The sequence below is a fragment of the Kitasatospora sp. NPDC092286 genome (assembly GCF_044755565.1).
GTDB lineage: Bacteria > Actinomycetota > Actinomycetes > Streptomycetales > Streptomycetaceae > Kitasatospora.
The window spans coordinates 56660-74058 of record NZ_JBIVRD010000033.1; the positions used below are offsets into that span (position 1 = coordinate 56660).

The 17399-nt window shown below is 71.0% G+C and carries 19 protein-coding genes; 18 read left to right on the forward strand and 1 reads right to left on the reverse strand.

What is annotated here, in order from left to right; all coding sequences use genetic code 11:
- Positions 1 to 289: 289 nt before the first annotated feature.
- The 17 genes from ACIQIB_RS28530 to ACIQIB_RS28610 all read left to right on the forward strand — a co-directional run bounded on the left by ACIQIB_RS28530 (position 290) and on the right by ACIQIB_RS28610 (position 14978).
- A complete protein-coding gene (locus ACIQIB_RS28530) occupies positions 290 to 868 on the forward strand; it encodes a hypothetical protein (protein WP_400658689.1) in 579 nt (192 codons plus the stop codon).
- Positions 869 to 1262: 394 nt separating this feature from the next.
- Complete coding sequence (gene rpsP, locus ACIQIB_RS28535) at positions 1263 to 1691, forward strand: 30S ribosomal protein S16 (protein ID WP_363608934.1); 429 nt, start codon at positions 1263 to 1265, stop codon at positions 1689 to 1691.
- 2 nt (positions 1692 to 1693) lie between these two features.
- Positions 1694 to 1933, forward strand: coding sequence for an RNA-binding protein (locus ACIQIB_RS28540; protein ID WP_030056773.1), 240 nt, complete (start codon positions 1694 to 1696; stop codon positions 1931 to 1933).
- Positions 1934 to 2094: 161 nt separating this feature from the next.
- Entirely contained in the window at positions 2095 to 2715 is a 621-nt protein-coding gene (gene rimM, locus ACIQIB_RS28545) for a ribosome maturation factor RimM (RefSeq protein WP_400761503.1), read from the forward strand.
- Positions 2716 to 2804: 89 nt separating this feature from the next.
- Positions 2805 to 3623 (forward strand): tRNA (guanosine(37)-N1)-methyltransferase TrmD, encoded by an 819-nt coding sequence (trmD, locus tag ACIQIB_RS28550; protein WP_363608998.1) that lies wholly within the window; start codon positions 2805 to 2807, stop codon positions 3621 to 3623.
- 154 nt (positions 3624 to 3777) lie between these two features.
- Entirely contained in the window at positions 3778 to 4128 is a 351-nt protein-coding gene (gene rplS / locus ACIQIB_RS28555; RefSeq protein ID WP_063347674.1) for a 50S ribosomal protein L19, read from the forward strand.
- A gap of 77 nt (positions 4129 to 4205) precedes the next feature.
- Entirely contained in the window at positions 4206 to 5123 is a 918-nt protein-coding gene (lepB, locus tag ACIQIB_RS28560) for a signal peptidase I (RefSeq protein ID WP_400761506.1), read from the forward strand.
- A gap of 169 nt (positions 5124 to 5292) precedes the next feature.
- A complete protein-coding gene (gene lepB / locus ACIQIB_RS28565; protein ID WP_400658694.1) occupies positions 5293 to 6048 on the forward strand; it encodes a signal peptidase I in 756 nt (251 codons plus the stop codon).
- A 245-nt stretch (positions 6049 to 6293) separates the two neighbouring features.
- Positions 6294 to 7301, forward strand: a complete 1008-nt coding sequence (gene lepB / locus ACIQIB_RS28570) for a signal peptidase I (RefSeq protein ID WP_400761508.1) — start codon at positions 6294 to 6296, stop codon at positions 7299 to 7301.
- Positions 7302 to 7446: 145 nt separating this feature from the next.
- The gene (gene lepB, locus ACIQIB_RS28575; RefSeq protein ID WP_363608944.1) at positions 7447 to 8202 is read left to right on the forward strand and encodes a signal peptidase I; all 756 of its coding nucleotides are present in this window, start codon (positions 7447 to 7449) and stop codon (positions 8200 to 8202) included.
- 118 nt (positions 8203 to 8320) lie between these two features.
- The gene (locus tag ACIQIB_RS28580; RefSeq protein ID WP_363608946.1) at positions 8321 to 8794 is read left to right on the forward strand and encodes an NUDIX domain-containing protein; all 474 of its coding nucleotides are present in this window, start codon (positions 8321 to 8323) and stop codon (positions 8792 to 8794) included.
- 55 nt (positions 8795 to 8849) lie between these two features.
- A complete protein-coding gene (locus ACIQIB_RS28585; RefSeq protein WP_329929696.1) occupies positions 8850 to 9176 on the forward strand; it encodes a DUF2469 domain-containing protein in 327 nt (108 codons plus the stop codon).
- 168 nt (positions 9177 to 9344) lie between these two features.
- Entirely contained in the window at positions 9345 to 9932 is a 588-nt protein-coding gene (locus ACIQIB_RS28590) for a YraN family protein (protein WP_400761511.1), read from the forward strand.
- A 1-nt stretch (position 9933) separates the two neighbouring features.
- On the forward strand, positions 9934 to 11625 hold the full coding sequence (locus tag ACIQIB_RS28595) for a YifB family Mg chelatase-like AAA ATPase (protein WP_400761513.1): 1692 nt from the start codon (positions 9934 to 9936) through the stop codon (positions 11623 to 11625).
- Between the two features lie 41 nt (positions 11626 to 11666).
- Positions 11667 to 12827, forward strand: coding sequence for a DNA-processing protein DprA (gene dprA / locus ACIQIB_RS28600; protein ID WP_400761516.1), 1161 nt, complete (start codon positions 11667 to 11669; stop codon positions 12825 to 12827).
- A 585-nt stretch (positions 12828 to 13412) separates the two neighbouring features.
- Positions 13413 to 14243, forward strand: a complete 831-nt coding sequence (whiG, locus tag ACIQIB_RS28605) for an RNA polymerase sigma factor WhiG (RefSeq protein WP_400761527.1) — start codon at positions 13413 to 13415, stop codon at positions 14241 to 14243.
- 162 nt (positions 14244 to 14405) lie between these two features.
- The gene (locus ACIQIB_RS28610) at positions 14406 to 14978 is read left to right on the forward strand and encodes a helix-turn-helix domain-containing protein (protein WP_363609004.1); all 573 of its coding nucleotides are present in this window, start codon (positions 14406 to 14408) and stop codon (positions 14976 to 14978) included.
- 136 nt (positions 14979 to 15114) lie between these two features.
- Here ACIQIB_RS28610 and ACIQIB_RS28615 read toward each other — a convergent pair whose 3' ends face one another.
- A complete protein-coding gene (locus ACIQIB_RS28615) occupies positions 15115 to 15456 on the reverse strand; it encodes a peptidoglycan DD-metalloendopeptidase family protein (RefSeq protein WP_400658704.1) in 342 nt (113 codons plus the stop codon).
- Positions 15457 to 16411: 955 nt separating this feature from the next.
- Between ACIQIB_RS28615 and rpsB the strand changes: the two genes are divergently transcribed.
- A complete protein-coding gene (gene rpsB, locus ACIQIB_RS28620) occupies positions 16412 to 17308 on the forward strand; it encodes a 30S ribosomal protein S2 (protein WP_363608956.1) in 897 nt (298 codons plus the stop codon).
- Positions 17309 to 17399 lie beyond the last annotated feature (91 nt).

A 17399-nucleotide genomic window follows, 5' to 3' on the forward strand; every position in this document is an offset into this window, starting at 1 on the left:
TGGCCAGTCAACTGCCAGTATTAACGGAATAGCGGTACGGTGTACGGCCCGTGGCCCTGTCAACTCGGCAGGACCACGGGCCGTACGTCCTGGGGGCGACAGCCCGCGCCCGGACGGAAAATACGAGGCTCGGCGAGTTGCGACGGGCCGAAACCTGCAGGGGGTTGGTCTTGCGTCAGATCCGGAACGCGCAATTCGCGCGCGGTCGTGCATTCCTGAGAGTTCCCTGGGAATTCCCGGAGAGCGAGAACACGCGGAACATTGGCTCCCACTGCATCGTTGGTCTAGCGTGAGCACGACACAGCCCCTCGTTCTCGCGGCCGAACTGGCCGCCGCCTGGAGTGACATCCAGGCCTTCCATCAGGACCTCCCCGACCTCGCCTCGCCCGAGGCGCTGATCGGTGAATCCTCCTCGGCCTGTGGCACCCGGCTCGGTTTCGAGCGGCTCCTCCACGAGGCCGCCCACGGTCTGGCCGCGGCCCGGGACATCCGGGACACCTCGCGCGCCGGTCGCTACCACAACCGGCGCTTCCTGCTGCTCGCCTCCGAGCTCGGCCTGGCGCACCCGGTCGAACCGCACGCGAGCAGCGGCTTCTCCCAGGTGACCATGCTCAAGGAGACGCAGGAGCGGTACGCCGACACCATCGAACGCCTGGACCGGGCCCTCGGCGCCCACCAGGAGGCGGTGGCCGGTGATGGCGTGACGCGCGCCTTCCGCGGTCCGGCCGCCCGGCACGGCTCCTCCGGGGGCGGCGTCCGGGTCAAGGCGGTCTGCGGCTGCGGGCGGAACGTCCGGGTCGTGCCGTCGGTGCTCGCGCAGGCGTCCATCGTCTGCGGCGCGTGCCAGCAGCCGTTCAAGATCGCATAGCTTGGAGAACCGGCCGGCGGCTGTGCGGGCAGCACGTCCGGCCGGAGCAATCGGCCGATCGGCCCATTGAGTTGTCGAGTGGCTCTACCGATCGGCTCTACCGGGCGGGCGGCCGATGTGTGTCGGGCTGACCGGGGGCGAGGGCTCCCGGTCGGGCCTGTTGCCGGGGCCGTCGGGCGGCCGTCGGGTGGCTGGCGGCGGTGAAGACGGCCTGGTGGTGGCGGCCGGGTGAAGGCGGTTCGCGCCGGTATGGCAGAATGGACAGCTGAGTACTCGGCAGCCGAGACAGGACCCCTCTCTCCTACGGCTGGCGTGTCCCTTGAACGGCCCGCCCCGCAACCCCACGCGACGGCAGGGCTGCTCACCCACGTCAACACCAGGAGAATCCACTCCCGTGGCAGTCAAGATCAAGCTCAAGCGTCTCGGCAAGATTCGCTCCCCGCACTACCGCATCGTCGTCGCCGACGCGCGCACCAAGCGTGACGGTCGCGCGATCGAGGAGATCGGCATCTACCAGCCGACCTACGACCCCTCGAAGATCGAGGTCGACAGCGACCGCGCCCAGTACTGGCTGTCCGTCGGCGCCCAGCCGACCGAGCCGGTGCTCGCCATCCTCAAGCTGACCGGCGACTGGCAGAAGTTCAAGGGCCTGCCGGCTCCGGAGCCGCTGAAGGTCGCCGCGCCGAAGGTCGAGGACTTCTCGCACCTGTTCGCCAAGGCCGTCGCCGGCTTCGAGGACGCCACCACCGGTGTCGCCATCACCCCGAAGGCCAAGAAGTCGGACAAGGCCGAGGCTGAGGCCGACGCCGCCGCCGAGGCCTGATCGTGATCGAGGACGCCCTCGACCACTTGGTGAAGGGCATCGTCGAGCACCCCGATGAAGTGCAGGTGCGCTCGCGCAACCTGCGGCGGGGCAACACCATCGAGGTGCGCGTGCACCCCGATGACCTCGGCAAGGTGATCGGCCGGGGCGGCCGCACGGCACGCGCACTGCGCACCGTGGTCGGCGCCCTCGGCGGTCGCAACGTCCGGGTCGACTTGGTCGACGTGGACAACATCCGCTGACGCGGCTGCTCGTTCAGCCGTCAGGCTTGAGGCCGGCCGGGACGTATGTCGTCCCGGCCGGCCTTTCTTTCTCCCCGGTTCCCGCCTCTTCTTGTCAGCCTTCCTTCTCTTCAGCCTTCTTTCTCTGCCTTCCCTAGCACTCATCCAGGAGAACGATCACCGTGCAGCTCGTCGTCGGCAAGATCGGCCGCGCCCACGGCATCAGGGGGGACGTCAGCGTCGAGGTCCGCACCGACGAGCCGGAACTCCGGCTCGGACCGGGTGCCGTCCTGCTCACCGACCCCGCGTCGGCCGGGCCGCTGACCGTCGAGTCCGGCAAGGTGCACAGCGGCCGGCTGCTGCTGCGCTTCGCCGGCGTCAAGGACCGCAATGCCGCCGAGGCGCTGCGCGGCACCATCCTGATCGCCGAGGTCGACCCGGAGGAGCACCCGGAGGATCCGGAGGAGTTCTACGACCACCAGCTGATCGGTCTGGACGTGGTGCTGCTCGACGGCACCCTGGTCGGTGAGCTGACCGAGGTCGTCCACCTGCCCTATCAGGACCTGCTCACGGTGAAGAAGCCCGACGGGACCGAGGTGCTGGTGCCGTTCGTCACCCGCATCGTGCCGATCATCGACCTGGAGAACCAGCGCGCCGTGATCGACCCGCCGGGCGGGCTGATCGACTCCGAGCAGGCCGAGGTCGCCCGGGGCGACGGTGCTGACGGTATTGGGGGCGACGCTGCTGAGGGCGACGGTGCTCAGGGCGACGGTGTGCGAGACGGTTCGGAGGCCGCGGAGTGAGCTCCGACGAACGTGAGCAGGGGCAGGGGCAGGGCGCGGCGCAGGAGCCGAGGCCGGAGTCCGGGCCGGTGGCCGCGGTGCAGAGCGGGATGCGGATAGACGTCGTCACGATCTTCCCCGAGTACCTGGAGCCGCTGAACATCTCGTTGGTCGGCAAGGCCCGCGCTCGTGGCCAGCTCGATGTGCACATCCACGACCTGCGCGGCTGGACGTACGACGTGCACCGGACCGTGGACGACAGCCCGTACGGCGGCGGCCCCGGCATGGTGATGAAGCCCGAGCCGTGGGGCGAGGCCCTGGACGCGGTGACCGCCCAGGGGCCCGAGGGCGAGGTGCCCACTCTGGTGGTGCCGACTCCCAGCGGGCGTCCGTTCACCCAGGAACTCGCGCAGGAACTCGCCGGGCGCCCCTGGCTGGCCTTCACCCCCGCTCGGTACGAGGGCATCGACCGGCGGGTGATCGAGGAGGCGGCCACCCGGATGCCGGTGGTCGAGGTGTCGATCGGTGACTACGTCCTGGCCGGCGGCGAGGTCGCGGTGCTGGTGATGGTCGAGGCGATCGCCCGGCTGCTGCCCGGAGTGCTGGGCAACGCCGAGTCCCACCGGGACGACTCCTTCGCGCCCGGCGCGATGGCCGACCTGCTGGAGGGCCCGGTCTACACCAAGCCCGCCGAGTGGCGTGGCCGGACCGTGCCGGACGTGCTGCTCAGCGGCAACCACGGGCGCATTGCCCGCTGGCGACGCGAGCAGGCCTTCGCCCGCACCCTGGCCAACCGGCCGGACCTGGTGGAGCGCTGGCAGTACGGCGCCTTCGACAAGAAGGACCGTGAGGCCCTCAGCATCCTCGGACTGGCCTGGGACGAGCAGCTCGGCCGATTTCGGTCCGTGGCCGGTGATGTGGAAGAATAGGCCGCTGCTGTCTGTCGCTGGACTCCTTTCGTAGGGGTCACGTGGTCCGGTGCCCTCGCCACGGGGGGATCACCTCGGTCCGATGCGGCCCGCAGCAGACCCCATTGCGACGAACTTCCGTGGGCGGCCCGTGGCGCCTGCGATGGAGAGCAACATGAGCAACAAGCTCGCTGCTGTCGACGCGGCTTCGCTGCGTAGCGACATTCCGGCCTTCCGCGCCGGTGACACCCTGAAGGTGCACGTCCGGGTCATCGAGGGCAACCGCTCCCGTGTCCAGGTCTTCCAGGGCGTCGTCATCCGCCGCCACGGCGCCGGTGTCGGTGAGACCTTCACCGTCCGCAAGGTCAGCTTCAACGTCGGCGTGGAGCGCACCTTCCCGGTGCACACCCCGGTCGTCGAGAAGATCGAGGTCGTGACCCGCGGTGCGGTTCGCCGCGCCAAGCTGTACTACCTGCGTGACCTCCGCGGCAAGGCCGCGAAGATCAAGGAGAAGCGCGACCGCTGATCCGCCGGCCCCCGGCGCTGCCGGGGGATCGGAGCGCTCTAGGGGGCGCCGCTGCCGCAAGGTAAGCTCAGCCCCCGATGAGCACGCACGAACCACTCGCGGACCGCGACGGCAGTCCCGCACCCACCGGTGCGGACTCGCTGTCGCGGTCCGCGGCCGTTTCCGGGGGCGGGGCGGAACCGGCCGGAGCGGGTGTGGAGGCCGGGACGGCCGAGGTATCGGACGCCGGGCCGGCCGAGGCGCGGGACGTGGAGACGGGCGCGGGGCCGGAGACTGCCGGGCCGGGGGACGAACCCACCGCGGAGCCGGAGGCGCCGGTGCGTTCGCGTGGGCGTGACCTGCTTCTGCTGGTGGGTATCTGCCTGCTCACCCTGCTGCTGGTGAACGCTTTCGTGGCGCGGCCGTTCGCGGTGCCGTCCGGATCGATGGAGAACACCCTGCGCCCGGGCGATCGCCTGATCGCGAACAAGCTGGCGTACGCCTTCGGCGGCCACCCCCAGCGCGGCGATGTGGTGGTTTTCGACGGGACGGGCTCCTTTCTGCATGAGCCGGAGAGGTCGGCCGGGTTCTGGGACGGTCTTCGTTCGCTCGGCCAGGACCTCGGACTGGCACCGGCCGGGAACTCGGTCTACGTCAAGCGCGTCATCGGTGTCGGCGGGGACCGGGTGACCAGTACCGGTCCGGGTGGGCGGATCACCGTCAACGGGGTGCCGGTCGACGAGACGTCCTACCTCGCCCCGGGGGACGAGCCGTCGAGCGTGGCCTTCGACGTGGTGGTGCCGACCGGCAAGCTGTGGGTGATGGGCGACCACCGGAGCGACTCGCGCGACTCGCGTGACCACCTGGGCGAGCCCGGCGGAGGCTTTGTCCCGGAGCGCAGGGTGATCGGACGGGCGGACTGGGTCGTCTACCCGATCGGCCACTGGACCAGCCTGGACCGGCCGGCGGCGTTTGCCGCGACAGGGGGGACGGGTGGACATGGGGACCAGAGGTAGAGGCCGGCTGGCCGACCGTCCCGCCCCCGAGCCCTCGGGCAGCCCGGAGGAGACACCCGCCCAGGAAGCGGCGCCACCGGTACGCGGCCGGGCCGAGCGCCGCCGCACCGCCCGCCGGGCGGCCCGCCGTCGCAGACGTTCTCTCCTGCGCGAGCTTCCACTGATCGTCGTGGTGGCACTGCTGGTGGCACTGGTGATGAAGACCTTCATGGTGCAGGTCTTCGTGATCCCCTCGGGTTCGATGGAACAGACCATCCAGATCGGGGACCGGGTACTGGTGGACAAGTTCACCCCCTGGTTCGGCAATGAGCCGGAGCGCGGTGACGTGGTGGTGTTCAAGGACCCGGGTGGCTGGCTGGAGGCCGACCACAAGCCGTCCACGGACGGGCCGGTACTGCGCGGGGCCAAGCAGGTCCTCACTTTCGTCGGGCTGCTGCCGTCCGACAGCGAGCAGGATCTGATCAAGCGCGTGATCGGTGTCGGCGGGGACACCGTGGAGTGCTGTGACGCGCAGGGGCGGGTGAGCGTCAACGGCGCTGTGGTGGACGAGCCGTACCTGGCACCGGGGAACCCGCCGTCCCGCCAGCCCTTCAAGGTGAAGGTTCCGCAGGGGCGGCTCTGGGTCATGGGCGACCACCGGGACGTGTCCGCCGACTCCCGCTTCCACATGGCGAATCCGGGGCAGGGGACTATCCCGCTGAGCGGTGTGGTGGGCCGGGCTTTTGTGATCGCGTGGCCGTTGGACCGGTTCCATCAACTTGATGCACCGGGTTCACTCTCCTCAGTGGCGCGGGCTCCGGCGGCTCGCGGGGAAGCTTCGCGATTGCCGGGCGCTGGGCCGATTCCGATGGAACCTCCGCTCGTTATGGGTGTGTTGGGCATTCTTCCGTTTGTCGTCCGTCGGTCGGCACGACCACGGGAGTAGGCCGTGCCGGTCGGCGACCAGCAAGATCACGCGTGTGGGATCGCGAGCCGGATGCCTGGGAGTGATAGAGAAGTGCTGGAGTGACCGGTGCACCAGGCCGGTTGTGTTCTGCGGCTGTGTTGGTGTCAGGTGTGCCCGACGCGGGCGGCTCTGAGACGTTCACGGCCGATGGTGGAGTGTGGTGCCCGCTGTGCGGCACTGTGAGCGCGGGCGCGCGGGCGTCCGCACAGCAGGGAGGAGACGTTGTGGGGGATTTGGTGATCGGCGCCCGCTCAGGCGCCGGAGAGCCCGAGGGCTCCGGCAGCCGGGCGGCCCGGTCCGCCGAGTCCGCGGTGCCCTCGGCTCCCGCCGAGGACACGGCGGCCCCGTCCGCAGACGAACCGGCCGACGATACGGGTGACTCCTTGGGTGCCTTCCGGGTCGAGCCGGGTTCGGAGGACGAGCCGTCGGACGAGAAGTCCGTCGGCGAGGAGCGCAAGCAGCGTTCCTTCTGGAAGGAACTGCCGATCCTGGTCGGTATCGCACTGGTCCTGGCTCTTGTGATCAAGACGTTCTTCGTCCAGGCGTTCTCCATTCCGTCGGAATCGATGCAGAACACGCTTCAGGTAGGCGACCGTGTCCTGGTGGACAAGCTGACTCCGTGGTTCGGGGCCGAGCCCGAGCGCGGAGAGGTCGTGGTGTTCCACGACCCGGGCGGCTGGCTGAACGACGAGCCCGTCCAGCAGAGCAGCAACTCCTTCGTCCGAGGCATCCAGGACGTGCTCAGCTTCGTCGGCCTGATGCCCTCCACGAACGAGAAGGACCTGATCAAGCGCGTCATCGCGGTCGGCGGGGACACCGTCGAGTGCGAGGGCGAGGGCCCGGTCAAGGTCAACGGGGCCGTGCTCGACGAGCCGTACGTCTTCGCGGGCAACACCCCCTGCGGTACGAAGCCCTTCGGCCCGGTGAAGGTGCCGCCCGGTCGGATCTGGGTGATGGGCGACCACCGCGCGGACTCCCTGGACTCCCGCTTCCACATGGACCAGCCGGGCGGCGGCACGGTCCCGGTGGACGAGGTGATCGGGCGTGCCTTCGTGGTGGCCTGGCCGGTCAACCACTGGTCGACGCTGCCGGTACCAGACACCTTCGACCAGAAGGGGCTGTCGGGGGCCGCGCCGCTCGTGCCCCCCGTGGCCGGCGCCGTCGGCGCGGTCGGTCTGCTCCCGGTGGTACGCCGGCTGAGGGACCGGGCGGACCGAAAGAAGCAGCCCTGACCGTTACCGGGTAGCCCCCGGGTCTTGCGCGGGCCGTGGTACCGACGAGTAATCTGCTCGGACGTGCCACGGCCCGCCGGGTTTCCCGCCTGTGGCCCCGGTGCGTCGCGAGCGCTTCCAGGTCGGGCAGGGGTGGACGGTGTCGATGAGCAGTGTCGTGGAACAGGTGGCCGACCGCCCGCCGGCCGCCGCCCGGCCTCGGCGCCGGCCCGCCGCCGTGCTGCAGGGCGCGGTGATCGCGCTGGGACTGGTCCTGCTGGTCGGCGGCTTCGCGGTCATGGCCCTGGACTACCGGCCCTACAACATCCCGACCGCGTCCATGACCCCCACGCTCAAGGTCGGGGACACCGTTCTGGCCCGGAAGATCGATGACGGCGCCGTCGGCCGCGGTGACGTCGTGGTCTTCCGTGACCAGGTCTGGGGCGGCGAGCTGATGGTCAAGAGGGTCGTCGCGGTGGGCGGCGACACGGTGGCCATCACCGGAGGCGACCACCGGCTGACCGTCAACGGCAAGCCGGTGGACGAGCCCTACCTGGCTGCGCAGAGCGCGGAGAGCGGCACGTTCAGCGTGGAGGTGCCGCCCGGGCGGCTGTTCCTGCTCGGCGACAACCGGCAGGGATCGCTGGACTCCCGTGCCCACCTCGAGGTGGACGGGGGAACGATCCCGGCCGGCGAGGTGCAGGCCCGGGTCGAGTCCACCGTCCTGCCGTTCGGTCGGGCGGGCATGTTCGCCAGGACCTCGGCCTTCGATGTGATTGGTGGCCCGAAGGCCGGTGAACCGGGCCCGCTGGAGCCGGCCGCCTACGCCACCGTTGTAGGCGCGGCGCTGATCGTCGTGACCTCGGCGGTGGGCGGCGTGGCGGGCCTGACCCGTCGGCTCCGGAACCGCCGCGCGTCCTGAACCCGGGTGCCGCGGCCCTGGACCTGCCCGCTCTGCCGAACATCGCCCCGGACGGTCGTGCCGGGTGGCAGGATCGGGAGAGCCACCGGGGCGAACGGAAGGAGTGTGGAGATCTGCCATGACGGCACGGCGTCGCAGAGCGGCGAGGATCCTGTTGCTGGACGGGCAGGAGCGCCTTCTTCTCTTCCGGGGGTCCGACCCGGCGGTACCGGGTGTCACCTGGTGGTTCACCCCGGGGGGTGGCTTGGAGCCCGGCGAGGGCGTGCGCGAGGCAGCCGTACGGGAGCTCGCGGAGGAGACCGGACTGCGGGGCGTGGAGCTGGGGCCCTTGGTGGCGTACGGCACGGCTTCGTTCTCCTTTCGGGGGCAGCACTACGAGCAGGAGCAGTGGTTCCACCTGGCCCGGACCACGGACACGGTGCTCGACCACTCGGGCATGGGCGACGACGAACACGCCCAACTGCTCGCGGCGCGCTGGTGGACGATCGAGGAGCTCAGGGAAACCGCCGAGACGGTCTACCCGGTCGGACTGGCGGACTTTGTGGAGCAACTGTTGGCCGAGGGGCCGCCAGTCACTCCAGTACGGCTCTGAGGGTGGGTGCGGTGGTCCACAATGGGTGGACGTGACAAGTTGAGGGGACGCCTGGATGAGTGCCGAAGATCTCGAAAAGTACGAGACCGAGATGGAGCTCAAGCTCTACCGGGAGTACCGGGACGTCGTCGGCCTGTTCAAGTACGTGATCGAAACCGAGCGGCGTTTCTACCTCACCAACGACTACGAGTTGCAGGTGCACTCGGTCCAGGGCGAGGTCTTCTTCGAGGTGTCGATGGCGGATGCGTGGGTCTGGGACATGTACCGGCCGGCTCGGTTCGTCCGTAAGGTCAGGGTGCTGACCTTCAAGGACGTGAACATCGAGGAGCTCGCGAAGAGTGATCTGGAGCTGCCCTCGGACGACGCCGGCTTCGGGAACTGACGTTGGACCGTCTGGGCCGGTGGTGTCCAGAGGAATTCCGAGTATTCCGGGATTCTCACCCCTCCAGGTGACAGAAGTTATCCACAGGCCCTGGTTATCCACAGGAAATAACAACTCTCTGGTCTGGTCCCGGGCTGCGCGGCAACCTCCACAGCGGAGGTGGTCATCGTGCAGGACACGAAGCGCTCCCCGCGCAAGCAGACAGCGAAAGCCCGGTTGGACGGGCAGCCCAGACGGAAGACAGTGCGGCCGGCGGACGGAGGGTCGCCGACCGCCGTCGGGCCTGCTCCGCCGCGCCCGGAGAAGAACAGCCCGGGGCGCAGTACCAACAACGGCCTCGGCCGCTATGGCGAAAGGGTCGCCGCGCGCCGCCTCGTCGAGGACGGGCTCCGCATCCTGGACCGCAACTGGCGGTGTGTCGAAGGGGAGTTGGACATCGTCGCCCTCGACGGCGACACCCTGGCGGTCTGTGAGGTGAAGACCCGCTCCGAGCGGGGGTTCCAACAGCCCAGCGAGGCCATCGACCAGGCCAAGGCCGCTCGGCTGCAGCGCCTCGCGGAGCGCTGGATGGCGGAGCGCTGGCCCGGCCACTTCGCCAGGCTGGCCGGCTCCGAGTACCAGCCCGAGCCCGGTAACGGGCCTGCGGATCCGCCATGGCCACCTGTGCCACCCGGTGGCGTCCGCATCGACCTCGTGGCCGTCATCAACCGGTTCCGCGGCGCGGCCCTGGTGGACCACCTGCGAGGGGTGGTCTGAGATGGCATTCGCTCGTACCTGTTCCGTGGCACTGGTCGGTGTCGACGGAGTGATCGTCGAGGTCCAGGCCGATCTGGAGCCAGGAGTCGCCGCGTTCACCCTTGTCGGCCTGCCCGACAAGGCCCTCTCCGAAGCCCGCGACCGGGTGCGTGCGGCCCTGGTGAACAGTGGCGAGGCCTGGCCCCAGCGCAAGCTGACCGTCGGACTCAGCCCCGCCTCGGTGCCCAAGAGCGGCAGCGGCTTCGATCTCGCGGTGGCGTGTGCCGTTCTCGCCGCTGCCGAGCGGCTGGATCCGTCCTCCATCGCCGACCTGCTGATCATCGGCGAGCTGGGGCTGGACGGCCGGGTGCGGCCGGTACGCGGTGTGCTCCCCTCGGTGCTGGCCGCCGCCGACGCCGGGTACCAGCGGGTCGTGGTGGCCGAGCAGACGGCCGCCGAGGCCTCACTGGTCCCGGGCGTGACCGTCATCGGCGTGCGCAGCCTGCGCCAGCTGATCGCCGTCCTCACCGGGGCACCCGAGCCGGAGGAACCGCCCGACCCCATCGGCGGCCGCCCCGACCCCCTGATGGCCGGGCTGATGCTCCCCAGCGCGGGTGTGCGAGGCCTGCCCGATGACAAGTCGGCCCATATGGACCTGGCCGATGTGGCGGGCCAGTACGAGGCCCGGAGAGCGCTGGAGATCGCCGCCGCCGGAGGCCACCACCTTTATTTGAAAGGCCCGCCGGGCGCAGGCAAAACGATGCTGGCCGAACGGCTGCCCGCGTTGCTCCCGCCGCTCACCCAGAAGGAGTCACTGGAGGTCACCGCCGTCCACTCCGTGGCGGGACTGCTCCCGGCCGGCCGGCCGCTGATCGACAGCGCGCCCTACTGCGCCCCGCACCACTCCACCACCATGCCGGCGATTGTCGGCGGTGGCAGCGGCCTGCCGCGACCGGGTGCGGTCTCACTGGCCCATCGAGGCGTCCTGTTCCTGGACGAGGCACCGGAGTTCCCGGTCCGGGTGCTCGACGCGCTGCGTCAACCGCTGGAGTCGGGCGAGGTGGTGATCGCACGTTCGGCGGGTTCGCTCAGACTCCCGGCCAGGTTCCTGCTCTGCCTGGCGGCGAATCCGTGCCCCTGCGGCCGGCACTCGCGGCGCGGCGAGGGGTGCGAGTGCACCCCGGTGATGGTCAGCCGGTACCAGGGGAGGTTGTCCGGGCCGCTACTGGACCGGGTCGATCTCCAGGTTCAGGTCGCCCCGGTGACCAGGATCGAACTCATGGAGCGGGACAGCACGGCGGAGACCACCGAGACCGTGGCGGCCCGGGTGCTGGCGGCGCGCGAGCGTGCGGCGACGCGGCTGGCGAACACCCCGTGGCAGACCAATGCCGAGGTGCCCGGTCATGAACTGCGCACCCGCTGGCAGCTCGCGCCCGGCGCACTCAACGACGCCGCGCGCCAACTGGAGCGCGGGTTGCTGACCGCCCGCGGCCTGGACCGGGTGCTCCGGGTGGCCTGGACGGTCGCCGACCTCGCGGGTCGAGACCGCCCGGACCAACGGGACGTGCGGACCGCCCTCGTCCTGCGCACCGGCGTCGAGCAAGGGCTGCCGGCGGAGCGCTCCTTTCGTCAGCTCAGTCGCGTCCCGGAGCAGGGAGGCGGGCGGGGCGAGGAGAAGCCCACCCGGCCCGGCCCGGCCGAGCGTGGCATCTGACCAGTGTGCAGAGAACGAGGACACCGCAAGTGAACCGGACGATGAACCACCCTCAACCTCCCTCCCAGAGCGCCTCGCGGACCGAGCCCGAGCGCTGCGCCAGGGCCGTGCTCAGCAGGCTCAGCGAACCCGGAGACGCCGTCCTCGGCCGATGGCTGTCCCAACTCGACGCCGCTGACGTGGTTCAGGCGATCCGGGGCGGTCCTGTGCCCGACCACCCCGAGCTGGACGCCGGCCGACTCGCCGGCTACCGGGCCAGACTCGCGGACGTCGACCCCGCAGACGACCTGGAACGGGTACGAGTGGCCGGTGGGCGCTTCATCATTCCGGGCGACATGGAATGGCCGAGCCAACTGGACGATCTGGGGGACGGGCGGCCGATCGGGCTCTGGGTGGCCGGGACGGGCTCGCTGCGACTGCTGGCCCTTCGCTCGGTCGCCGTGGTCGGCTCGCGGGCCTGTACGGCCTACGGGGCGTATGTCGCGGGGGAGCTGTCGGCTCAACTGGCCGAACGCGGGTGGGTGGTGGTCTCCGGTGCGGCGTACGGGATCGACGCGTCCGCCCATCGAGGAGCGCTGGCCGCCGGCGGAATGACGATGGGGGTCCTCGCCTGTGGCGTGGACGTGGCCTATCCGAGGGGAAACGCCGAGCTGATCAGGCGGATCGCCGCCCAGGGGCTGCTGCTGAGCGAACTCCCGCCGGGGGAGCACCCGAACCGCTTCCGGTTCGTGCTGCGCAACCGTGTCATCGCCGCCCTCACCCGGGGGACGGTGGTGGTCGAGGCGGCGATGCGCAGCGGGGCGCTGAGTACAGCCAGGCGCGCCCGCGACCTCAACCGGTACACCATGGGTGTCGCCGGGCCGGTGACGTCGGAACTCTCCGCCGGAGTGCACGCCCTGATCCGTAGCGGTGGCGCCACCCTGGTCACCGACGCCGCGGAGGTGGCCGAGTTGATCGGTGCGATCGGCGACGATCTGGCGCCTCAGCGGAGCGGCCCGGTTCTGCCCCGGGACTTGCTGGAGCCGGCTGTGGCACAGGTGCTGGAGGCCGTGCCGGCGACGGCAGAGGGGGCGCCCGTGGAGCGGTTGGCCCGGCAGTCGGGGCTCTCGCCGGACGAAGTGCTCCAGCGGCTGTACGAGTTGGGATCGCTCGGCTACGTGGAGCGGCACGGCGCCCATTGGCGGCTGGTGCGGAGGAGGTGACCAGACGGACGAGAGGGCATTGGACCGGACGCACGGTGAGGGAACGGGGCGAGGCATCGCGGGGAGCCAGGAGACGGGGCAACGAGGGGTGACCCGGTGGCCGGGCCGATCGGCCGCAGGCACCGGGATCCGGGGAGGGGGAACGCCACCGGATCGGGGGACGACCGAGTGGCGGTAGCGCATTGCAGTGAGTCGGTCACGCTACGCTCGCCCTGTCTTCCCTATCAGCACATGACTCGGCAGAACGGCGCAGACCAACGCATGCCCACACACATTCCCGGACACAGAGTGACCGGTGGCGCCCGGTCCTCGGGCGGGCCGCGGACCGAGCGGCGCCCCGTGACCGAGTTCCCGCCCAAGGCGACGGGCGCGATGGGGGGCCTCGCACGGCAGGCCGGTCGGTCGGCCTCGGTGCCCGGCCAGTCTGCCGACGCGGCCGCCACCGCAGCGGGCACCGAGGCGGACCCCCCGCCCGGCGCCTCGTCGACGGTCTGTCCCCCCTCGGCGGGGCGGGAGGACCAGAGCGGCGGAGCGCACGTCGCGGCACAAGCCGGCGCGCGCCCCGACCAGCCCGGCGCGCCCGGCGTGACCGGGGCGGGTCCGGCGCGTTCTTCCTCGGGCGCGCCCGGGCAGCGCCGGGAGGCGGACGGTCAGGAACGCACGGCGCTCGAAGCCCTCTGGCGCTCCTACAAGGGGACGGGTGACCAGCGGCTGAGAGAACAGCTGATCCTGCACTACTCACCCCTCGTGAAGTACGTGGCGGGCCGGGTCGGGGTCGGACTGCCGTCCAATGTCGAGCAGGCCGACTTCGTCTCCTCGGGCGTCTTCGGGCTGATCGACGCCATCGAGAAGTTCGACATCGACCGGGCCATCAAGTTCGAGACCTACGCGATCAGCCGCATCCGTGGCGCGATCATCGACGAACTGCGGGCGCTGGACTGGATCCCGCGCTCGGTGAGGCAGAAGGCGAAGGCGGTCGAGCGGACGTACGCGACGCTGGAGGCCCGGCTGCGCCGGACCCCGCACGAGCCCGAGGTCGCGGCCGAGATGGGCATCGCGATCGAGGATCTGCACGCCATCTTCAGCCAGCTGTCCCTCGCCAACGTGGTGGCGCTCGACGAACTGCTCCACCCGGTCGGTGAGGGCGGCGACCGGCTGAGCCTGGTGGACACCCTGGAGGACCACGGCGCGGACAACCCCGTGGAGGTGGCCGAGGACCGGGAGCTGCGCCGGTTGCTGGCGCAGGCGGTCAACACCCTGCCCGAGCGGGAGAAGACCGTGGTGACGCTCTACTACTACGAGGGGCTGACCCTTGCCGAGATCGGGCAGGTCCTCGGGGTGACGGAGAGCCGGGTCAGCCAGATCCACACGAAGTCGGTTCTGCAACTGCGCGCCAAGCTGTCCGACATCCGCTAGAACGCGCCGTAGGTGGGTGGCGACTGGTGGGTGGCGAGCGGCGCCGGGCGTGCCGCATACGCCGCGCCGTGCTCCTGCGGCTCCCCCCGGATGCGCGGCGCCGTATCGGCGGTGTGTAGGGCTCCGTAGAGTGGGATCGTGCCGAAGATCCGAGCGGCCACTTTGGCCGAGCATCGCCAGCTGCAGCGGGCAGCCCTCCTCGACGCTGCCCGCAGCCTCCTCACCGAGGGAGGCATGGAGGCCCTGACCTTCCCCGCGCTCGCGGCGCGCACCGGCCTGGCGCGTTCCTCGGTCTACGAGTACTTCAGGTCGCGCGCCGCAGTGGTGGAGGTGCTCTGCGAGGTGGACTTCCCGCTCTGGGCGGCCGAGATCGAAGCAGGCATGGGAAGCTGCGACACCGCGGCCGGCCGGATCGAGGCGTACGTCCGGGGCCAGCTGGCGCTGGCCGGGGACCCGCGCCACCGGGCGGTGGCGGCCATCTCGGCGCTGGAGCTCGACGAAGCGGCGCGCGAGCGCATCCGGGCCGCGCACGGCAAGCTGGTCGGCCTGGTGGTTCAGGCGTTGGAGGACCTCGGTCACGAGCAGCCCCGCCTGGCGGCCGTGCTGCTCCAGGGAATCGTGGAGGCCGCCGTCCGGCGGGCCGAGCAGAGCGCCGCCAGAGGCCCCGCCGAGAGCCCGGAAGTCGTCGCGGACGCCGCCGTCGCCCTCGCCCTCCACGGCTTGGGCCGGAGCTGACCCACTGCGGCCGGTACGGGCGGGGATCGCGGGTCACGGATCGGTGCCCAGCGACCGAGCGGTGGACCGCGGTCCACCGCGTCCGGACCGATGGACCAGGTCCACGGCAGGCTCAAGGCCCGCCACACCACCTGCTTCACCGCCCGCCTACCAGGGGCAGCAGTCGTGCCGCGCCCGCACCGAACAGGGCCAGCGGGTCGAGATACCGCTCGCCACGCAGCAGTCCCCAGTGCAGACAGCCACCGTCGGCGCAGTGGCCGGGGTCGGGGCCGAGCTGCCCGATCACCTGGCCGGCCTCGACCGGAGTACCCACGGCGACGGTGCCGGTGACGGGCAGATAGGTGGTACGCAACGGGGGAGTGCCGGAAGCCGGGTGCGTGATCGTGACCACTGGTCGGCCCGCCACGAGGCCGGAGAAGGCGACCACCCCCGGGGCCGCCGCCCGCACGTCCGTTCCGGGCCCGGCCGCGAGATCCACGCCCCGGTGTCCGGCGGCCCACGGCTTCTCCGGTGCCTCGAACCGTCTGACAAGCGAGCCCGGCCCGCCCGTCGGCCATGCCCGCCGCGCCCCGGCGTCGGAACCGAGGCCGCGAGCGCGACCGCGATCAGGACCGGTCTCAAGGCCGGGATCCGCTCCCGATCCAGCCGCAGTCCCCGCCCCGGGTGCCGTCTCCGACGCCCGGTCCGACCGGGGAGCCGCGCGGCCCACCCGTCCGGGCAGGGCGACCAGCGCAAGTACGGTCAGCACCAGCAGCGTGAGCAGCAGCACCCGGCGGGTGGGACCAGGCCCTGGCGGCGGAAGCGGCAGCACGGGGCCGGTCCGCCGCCCCGACGCGGAGCCGACGGAAAGGGAACCGGCCGAGGGGGAGCCGGCGCTGGCCGCGGCGAAGGAGCCGCCAGAGCCGGGATGAGCTGTCATGGGGACGAGGCTCCCCGCCGGACCGTGGCCGGACCACTCGCGTCCCGATTCCTGTGGACAAGCCGGCCCTGTGGAAAACATTCGTCCCTCAAACGGGCGTACGAAGCCAGCCGCCACCCCGCTCCACCCCTCCAAACACCCGTCTGCACCCGCCCCACCCCCACCCCCGCCCGCCGCGGAGTCGCCCGCCGCTCGGCGCTTCCCGTACACTTCACACGCGACCCGGTCCGCCGGGTCGACTTCGCACGCCCCGCCACCGGTGGACGGATGCGGCTCAGCCGCCGCCCTCGCCAGGTGCGAGTGCCGCTCGGTCTGCCGAGCCCGCCCGGTCCCCGGACCGCAAGGGCAGAAGCAGCTCGGCACGTTCGGGGCGTCAGGCGTGGCTGTCACCTGGCTGCCACGGACAAACCGAGCCTGACCCGGCCGTACGCAGACGACCGAGCGGGGAGCGCCACCGCGCGAACCACGACGTCGACTGCGTGAGAGCCGGGCGCAACACCTTAGGAGTACGGCTATGGCCGTCGTCACGATGCGGGAGCTGCTGGAGAGCGGCGTCCACTTCGGTCACCAGACCCGCCGCTGGAACCCGAAGATGAAGCGCTTCATCATCACGGAGCGCAACGGCATCTACATCATCGACCTCCTGCAGTCGCTGAACTACATCGACCGCGCCTTCGAGTTCATCAAGGAGACCGTTGCCCACGGCGGCAGCGTCCTCTTCGTCGGCACGAAGAAGCAGGCCCAGGAGGCCATCGCCGAGCAGGCCACCCGCGTGGGCATGCCCTACGTGAACCAGCGCTGGCTCGGCGGCATGCTGACCAACTTCTCGACCGTCTACAAGCGTCTGCAGCGCCTCAAGGAGCTCGGCGAGCTGGACTTCGCGGATGTGGCCGGCTCCGGCCTCACCAAGAAGGAGCTCCTGGTCCTCCAGCGCGAGCACGACAAGCTGGAGAAGACCCTCGGCGGTATCCGCGACATGCAGCGCGTTCCCAGCGCTGTCTGGATCGTGGACACCAAGAAGGAGCACATCGCGGTCGGCGAGGCCCGGAAGCTCAACATCCCGGTCGTCGCCATCCTCGACACCAACTGTGACCCCGACGAGGTCGACTACAAGATCCCGGGCAACGACGACGCGATCCGCTCCGTCACCCTGCTGACCCGCGTGATCGCCGACGCCGTCGCCGAGGGCCTCAAGGCCCGCGCGGGTGTCGCCAAGGGCGACGTCAAGGCCGAGCCGGGTGCCGACCAGCCGCTGGCCGACTGGGAGAAGGACCTCATCGAGGGCGAGAAGAAGGCTGAGGAGGCTCCGGCCGCCGAGGCCCCCGCCGCCGCCGAGGCTCCCGTCGCTGAGGCCGCTGAGGCCGCTGCCGTCGAGGCCCCCGCCGCCGACGCTCCGGCCGAGCAGGCCTGACGTACCAAGGGTGAGGGGCACCCGCCGGTACGACACCGGTAGGTGCCCCTCTCTCCCGTGCCGGGACCGAACCAGCGGTCCCGGCACAACC

Coding starts and splice junctions, on each gene's coding strand:
- trmD (WP_363608998.1), top strand. CDS start 2,805: ATGCGGATAGACGTCGTCACGATCTTCCCCGAGTACCTGGAGCCGCTG.
- rplS (WP_063347674.1), top strand. CDS start 3,778: ATGAGCAACAAGCTCGCTGCTGTCGACGCGGCTTCGCTGCGTAGCGAC.
- lepB (WP_400761506.1), top strand. CDS start 4,206: ATGAGCACGCACGAACCACTCGCGGACCGCGACGGCAGTCCCGCACCC.
- lepB (WP_363608944.1), top strand. CDS start 7,447: ATGAGCAGTGTCGTGGAACAGGTGGCCGACCGCCCGCCGGCCGCCGCC.
- ACIQIB_RS28580 (WP_363608946.1), top strand. CDS start 8,321: ATGACGGCACGGCGTCGCAGAGCGGCGAGGATCCTGTTGCTGGACGGG.
- ACIQIB_RS28585 (WP_329929696.1), top strand. CDS start 8,850: ATGAGTGCCGAAGATCTCGAAAAGTACGAGACCGAGATGGAGCTCAAG.
- ACIQIB_RS28595 (WP_400761513.1), top strand. CDS start 9,934: ATGGCATTCGCTCGTACCTGTTCCGTGGCACTGGTCGGTGTCGACGGA.
- dprA (WP_400761516.1), top strand. CDS start 11,667: ATGAACCACCCTCAACCTCCCTCCCAGAGCGCCTCGCGGACCGAGCCC.
- rpsB (WP_363608956.1), top strand. CDS start 16,412: ATGGCCGTCGTCACGATGCGGGAGCTGCTGGAGAGCGGCGTCCACTTC.